6 protein-coding genes are annotated in these 6,000 nt (G+C 61.8%); 1 reads left to right on the forward strand and 5 read right to left on the reverse strand.

Annotated elements, in window-relative coordinates; translation table 11 throughout:
* Window positions 1-25 precede the first annotated feature (25 nt).
* The 4 genes from AC07OV_RS09710 to AC07OV_RS09725 all read right to left on the reverse strand — a co-directional run bounded on the left by AC07OV_RS09710 (window position 26) and on the right by AC07OV_RS09725 (window position 3,478).
* Complete coding sequence (locus tag AC07OV_RS09710; protein WP_495092121.1) at window positions 26-919, reverse strand: NAD-dependent epimerase/dehydratase family protein; 894 nt, start codon at window positions 917-919, stop codon at window positions 26-28.
* 158 nt (window positions 920-1,077) lie between these two features.
* Window positions 1,078-1,974, reverse strand: a complete 897-nt coding sequence (locus tag AC07OV_RS09715) for a LysR substrate-binding domain-containing protein (RefSeq protein WP_495092122.1) — start codon at window positions 1,972-1,974, stop codon at window positions 1,078-1,080.
* Window positions 1,975-2,004: 30 nt separating this feature from the next.
* Window positions 2,005-2,595, reverse strand: coding sequence for an NADPH:quinone oxidoreductase MdaB (gene mdaB, locus AC07OV_RS09720; RefSeq protein WP_176996934.1), 591 nt, complete (start codon window positions 2,593-2,595; stop codon window positions 2,005-2,007).
* A gap of 118 nt (window positions 2,596-2,713) precedes the next feature.
* Window positions 2,714-3,478: a sulfite exporter TauE/SafE family protein gene (locus tag AC07OV_RS09725; RefSeq protein WP_495092123.1), complete on the reverse strand. Its 765-nt coding sequence runs from the start codon at window positions 3,476-3,478 to the stop codon at window positions 2,714-2,716.
* A gap of 189 nt (window positions 3,479-3,667) precedes the next feature.
* Between AC07OV_RS09725 and AC07OV_RS09730 the strand changes: the two genes are divergently transcribed.
* The gene (locus AC07OV_RS09730) at window positions 3,668-4,558 is read left to right on the forward strand and encodes a LysR substrate-binding domain-containing protein (protein WP_176996932.1); all 891 of its coding nucleotides are present in this window, start codon (window positions 3,668-3,670) and stop codon (window positions 4,556-4,558) included.
* Here AC07OV_RS09730 and AC07OV_RS09735 read toward each other — a convergent pair.
* The gene (locus tag AC07OV_RS09735; protein ID WP_176996931.1) at window positions 4,504-5,910 is read right to left on the reverse strand and encodes an amino acid permease; all 1,407 of its coding nucleotides are present in this window, start codon (window positions 5,908-5,910) and stop codon (window positions 4,504-4,506) included. The two genes, AC07OV_RS09730 and AC07OV_RS09735, sit on opposite strands and share 55 nt — an antisense overlap.
* Between the last annotated feature and the right edge of the window lie 90 nt (window positions 5,911-6,000).

The raw sequence follows: 6,000 nt of genomic DNA on the forward strand, positions 1-6,000 counted from the left end.
GCAACGACGCGGTGCTAAGCGAACATCACACCATCTCGTGGCGAATCCACTCCACCACCGACGTGCGCTTCGGCGCCCATCCCAGCAGCTCGCGCGCATGCTTGCCGCGCACCCGGCTGTTGGAGCCCAGGCCATAGTTGGCCATTTCATAGCCCCACTCGGCTTCGGCGTCGGCCAATGGCCAATCCTGCGGTTCACCCAGGTTCAGGGCTTGAGCAATCGCGGTGGTCATGTCGATAAACGACGCTTCGCTGCTTTCGACAAAGTAGAACGTGCCCGGCACATTCTTGGTCAGTGCCAGCAGGTACAGGGCCACCACGTCTTCAATGTGCACGTTGGACCAGATGTTCTGCCCGGTGCCCACATGGCGCACCACACCGCTCTTGCGGGCCTGCTTGAGCAAGCGCGGCAATTGCACGCTGTCACGTTTCACGCCCAGGCTGTGGCCGTAGATCAAGGTATTGCAGATGACTGCCGAGTTCACGCCTTCTTGGGCGGCGGCCAGGATCAGGTTGTCGATCGCCACGCGAGCGGCTTTATCCACCGTCGGCTCGGGCAAGTTATCTTCGAAGTAGATAACGTCGCTGGATTTACCACCCGACGCGTCACCAACAATGCTCGAACCGCTGGTGTGCAGGAAGGGTTTGTTCGAACCTTTCAGCGCAGCGAGCAACGTTTCCACGGCGGCACGGTGGTCGCTGCTCGCGGCATTGATCACTGCATCGGCCTTTTGCGCCTGTTCGGTCAATACAGCAGCGTCATCCAGGGTGCCGATGACGGGGGTAATGCCCAGCGAAGTCATCTCGGCCGCCTGTTCGGCGCTGCGTACCAGGCCGGTAACGTGATGGCCAGCCTTGACCAGGCCAGTGGCAATGGAACCACCGATAAAACCTGCGGCACCGGTTACGAATACGTTCATGGAGAGTGCTCCTGAGTGGGTAAGTGATGGGTGTAGGAGTTGTCGAGCGCAAGCGAGGCTGCGATGGGTGCGACTCGATGTATGCCTAGATGATGAAGGGACGACGGCTATCGAATAAGCCCGTCCCACCCAATTCACTCTTGCGCGAAGATCACGAATCAGCAGGCATACCGCGCCAGCTTGGCCTGCATAAAATCCAGGAAACACTGGATACGCAACGCCAACTGCGAGTTACGGTAGAACACCGCGTGAATCGGCTGGCGATACCCACTGTTGTAGCTCTCCAGCACCGGCACCAGGCGTCCGGCCTCGATGTCGTCGATGGTCATGAAGTTCGACAGGCAACAAATGCCCTGCCCCTCCAAGGCCAAATGCCGCACGGTTTCACCACTGGACGCCGCCACACTGGGCTGGATCAGCCAGCGATCACCCTCCACATGACGCAGCGGCCAATGGTTGAGGGTTTCGGTCTGGGTGAAGCCGAGCAAGGTGTGATCGGCCAATTCGGCGACCGTCTGCGGGGTGCCGTGCTGCTTGAGGTAGTCCGGGCTGGCGAGGATATGCAGCGGCGTGCAACCGAGGGAGCGCGCGTGCAGGGTGGAGTCGGCCAGCACACCAATGCGGATAGCGATGTCGGTGCTCTGCTCCAGCAGGTCGATGATCAGGTCATCGCTGTTGAGCTCCAGCTGGATGTCCGGGTACAGGCTGCGAAATTCGGCGATGTACGGCACGACCCCATGCAGCATGAACGGCACGGCGGCGTTGATCCGCAGCCGCCCGGCCGGTTTTTTCTGACGCGACGACAGGCGCTCTTCCAGCTCATCCATCTGCGCCAGGATCACCTTGGCCTGCTCGAAGAAGTACTTGCCCTCCTCGGTCAGGTCCATGCGCCGCGTGGTGCGGTTGATCAGCGTGGTGTCGAGCTTGGCTTCCAGGCGCGACAAGGTGCGGCTGACCGCCGACGGCGTCTGCCCGACCTGCTCGGCCGCCGCGGAAATCGAACCGCACTCAATCACGCTGACAAAGATCTGTAGCTCATCAGATCGGGCTTTCACGGGCTGTCCTCGTTTTCGGTTGCTGGCAGCTTACACCGAGAAATTGAACACCTGCGCCAGATGCTCTTCGTAGCGCGCCACGTCAGCCTCGATCGCCGGGCGCTTCATCACGTCCACGCACAGGAAGGTCGGCAGGCCGGTCATGCCGAGGAATTCGTTGGCCTTGTGGAACGGGAAGTACACCGCGTCCACGCCCTTGGCTTCGAAGAAGTCGGTAGGGTCGTCGAAGGCTTGCTGCGGTGCATTCCAAGTCAGCGACAGCATGTACTGCTTGCCCTGGATCAGGCCGCCGCTGCCGTACTTCTGCGACGAATCGGAGCGCGTGCGGCCGTCGCTGGCGTAGAGGCTGCCGTGGCCTTCGGTGAAGACTTCGTCGATGTACTTCTTGACGATCCACGGCGCGCCCATCCACCAACCGGGCATCTGGTAGATGATCACGTCGGCCCAGAGGTATTTGGCGACTTCTTCGGCCACGTCGTAGCCTGCGTCGATGTGGGTGACCTTGACGTCGATGCCGGCACGGTCCAATACCGCCACGGCGGCGTCATGCAGGGTGGTGTTGTAGCGGCCGTCGGAGTGCGCAAATTGCTTGCCGCCGTTGAGCAGGAGGACTTTTTTCATGGGGGGATTCCAAAGGGTTAGAAATGTCTGCCGGCAGGCTATCGACATTGCCCCCTCGGAATAAGCAGCGGCGCGGCAAAATACATTTGATCAAAATGCACGAATAAGGCGTTGATCTTTAACCGCTGATCAGCAGATGGGCGCCCAGCAACGCCATGCCGACGAAAAACACGCGCTTGAACAGCACCGCGCTGATGCGCTGGCGCACCGCCTGGCCCAGCCACATGCCCAGCAACGCGGGCGCCAGCGCCAGCAGCGACGCATTGATCTCGCCGCCGCCCAAGGTGCCGCGCCAAGCCAGCCCGGCGGCCAGTGCCAGGGTCGACACGGTGAACGACAGCCCCAGCGCCTGCACCAGTTGATCACGGTTCAAGCCCAAGGCTTGCAGGTACGGCACCGCAGGAATCACGAACACGCCGGTGGCCGAGGTGATGATGCCGGTGATCACACCGCACACCGGGCCCAGCCAGCGCTCGGCTTCAGGCTTGACCTTGAAGGTGGGCAGGAACAACCCACTCAGCGCATACACCAGCAACGCGCCGCCCAATGCATGCACCACCCAGCCACCGCCGTCCATGCCCAGCCACAGCGTACCGAGCCCGGTGCCAAGGAAAATCAGCAGCAGCATCGGCCACAGGCGTTTGAGCAACGCACTCAAATGACCGCCGAACGCCAGTTGCCACAGGTTGGTGACCGTCGACGGGATGATCAGCAACGCCGCAGCCTGCGCCGGCAACATAGCCAGGCCGAGCAAGCCCATGGCCACGGTAGGCAGGCCGAGGCCGATCACGCCCTTGACGGTGCCGGCCAGCAGAAAGGTGCCGATCACCAACAGCGTCAGGGCCGGGCCGATATCTTGGTAGAACGCTAGGAAGGTATTCATGGGGGGATTGTGGGGGATTTCGGCCTGTTCGGAAATTCGCCATATACTGAGGCAGCCTCTTTTTTTGCGGGAGGCTGATGACGCTATCGCCGGCAAGCCGGCTCCTACATTGGGATGTGTGGAGGAAGTCCACTGTAGGAGCCGGCTTGCCGGCGATGAGGCCCGCCCAGACACCGAGAACCTCACGCCATGCACTTTGACCTGATCGACCTGCGCCTCTACCTGCACATCCTCGACACCGGCAACATCACCGCCGGCGCAGCCCGCAGCCATCTGTCCCTGGCCGCTGCCAGCGCACGCATCCGCGCGATGGAAGCCTCACTGGGCATCGAGTTCCTGGAGCGCAACCGCCGCGGTGTCACGCCCACCCCCGCAGGCAAAGCCCTGGCCCGTCACGCCCGCCTGTTGCTGCAACAGGCCGAACACCTGCAACAGGACCTTGCGGAATACGCCAACGGCATCAAAGGCCAAGTGCGCCTGCTGTGCAATACCACAGCACTCAGTGAATACCTGCCGGAATTGCTCGCGGACTTTTTGCGCCAGCACCCCAACCTCGATATCGACCTGCAAGAGCTGCCGAGCCTGCGCATCACCCAAGCCCTGCGTCAGGGCACGGCAGACCTCGGGATCATTTCCGACGCGGTGGACACCCATGGCCTGCAAACCCTGCCCTTTCGCGACGATCCGCTGGTGCTCATCACGCCGCTGGATCACCCCTTCACGGGAGGAAGTTTTATCGACAGCCTGCAACACGACTTCGTCGGCCTGGCTGCCAACAGCGCATTGACCGTGTACCTGGAAGAACAGGCGCTGCACGCAGGATTCCGCCTGCAAACGCGCATCCGCGCCGAAGGGTTTGATGGGGTGATGCGCATGGTCGCCGGCGGTGCGGGCCTGGGGATTGTCCCCCAGGCGGCACTGGAGCGCTGGCCGTCGGCGCCGCGTTTCAACACCCAGCCTTTGCAGGAAGACTGGGCCTGCCGAAAATTGCTGCTCGCGGCGCGTGCGTTCGAACAGTTGCCCGGTTACGCCAAGGCCTTGTTCGACGCCTTGGCCCTGCCCTTGCGGAAGAACCCGTAGTACACCGCCGACAGAATCAGCAGGAAGGGCACGCCAAACACCAGGGTCATCTTGAACGCCTCGGTGAAATAGGTGGTGATCATGACTGCGCCCATCAGCACCAGGCCCAGCAGCGTGCTGTAGGGAAACAGGCGCAGTTGGAACGACAGCTTCGGCCCGCCATGGCGCTTGCGGTAACGGCGGAAGAAGAAATGCGTGAGGAAGATCATGAACCAGGTGAAGATCGCGCCAAACATGGAAATAGCCATCATCAGCGTGAACGAGCTTTCCGGGTACACCACGTTGAGCAACGTCGCCAAGGCAATCCCCGAGCTGGACAGCAACAGCGCGTTCAGCGGGATGCCGCTCTTGCTCAAGGCGCCCATGGCCTTGGGCGCAAACCCGGCGCGGGACAGGCTGAACATCATGCGCGTGGTGATGTAGAGCTGGCTGTTCATCGCCGACAGCGCCGCGATCAGGATCACGAAATTCATCACCCCGGTGGCGCCGGGAATGCCGATGGTCTGCATCACCGTGACGAACGGGCTCTGGGTCTGCCCGGCCTGGTTCCACGGCACGATGGCCAGCATCAACGCCAGGGTCAGCAAGTAAAACACCACCAGGCGCACGATGGTTGCGCGGAAGGCTTTCTTCACCGCCTGCTCCGGGTCGGCGGCTTCACCGGCGGCCACGGCGATCATCTCCACGCTCAGGTAGCTGAAGATCGACACAATCACCGCGATCCACATGCCGCTCAGGCCATGGGGGAAAAAGCCGTCGTGGGCCGTGTAGTTCTGCACGCCGTATTCCGGGTTGCCCGAGCCGAACACCACGTACACAGCGAGGATGATGAAGCCAACGATGGCGCTGATCTTGATCGTGGAAAACCAGTATTCGAAGTTGCCGAAGGTTTTCACGCTGATCGCATTGAGCAGGATCAGCACGCTGGAAAACGACACGATCCACACCCATTCCGGCACGTTGGCGAACCAGTACTTCATGTACATCGCCACCGCCGTGACCTCGGCGCCCACGGCCAACACAATCGCCGCCCAGTAGGCGTAACGCACCAGGAACCCCGCCAGCGGGCTGATGTAGAACTCGGCGTAGGCACCAAACGAACCCGAGGTGGAATGGGCCACCGTCATCTCCGCCAGGCAGCCCATCAACAGCAAGGTGATCAACGCGCCGATGGCGTAGCTCACCAGTACACTGGGCCCGGCGTAACCAATGGCGTAGGCGCTACCCATGAACAGCCCGGTGCCGATGGCGCCACCGATGGCGATCATGCTCATCTGGCCGGAAGTGAGCTGGCGCCTCAGGCCCAGTTCGCGGTGGGTGATCTCTGCAAAGCCGTTGTCTGGCGTGGTCACGTGGTGTGCCCCTTTATTATTGTGATGGTTGTTGCTCGCGCGCGCCCTTGTAGGAGCCCGGCTTGCCGGCGATGGCGTCCTTGATAACGC

The sequence above is a fragment of the Pseudomonas sp. GW821-FHT09A09 genome (genome assembly GCF_059418405.1).

What these genes read in the sequence shown, in the direction of transcription:
- AC07OV_RS09710 (WP_495092121.1), bottom strand. Translation starts at nt 919, where the DNA reads ATGAACGTATTCGTAACCGGTGCCGCAGGTTTTATCGGTGGTTCCATT.
- mdaB (WP_176996934.1), bottom strand. Translation starts at nt 2,595, where the DNA reads ATGAAAAAAGTCCTCCTGCTCAACGGCGGCAAGCAATTTGCGCACTCC.
- AC07OV_RS09725 (WP_495092123.1), bottom strand. Translation starts at nt 3,478, where the DNA reads ATGAATACCTTCCTAGCGTTCTACCAAGATATCGGCCCGGCCCTGACG.
- AC07OV_RS09730 (WP_176996932.1), top strand. Translation starts at nt 3,668, where the DNA reads ATGCACTTTGACCTGATCGACCTGCGCCTCTACCTGCACATCCTCGAC.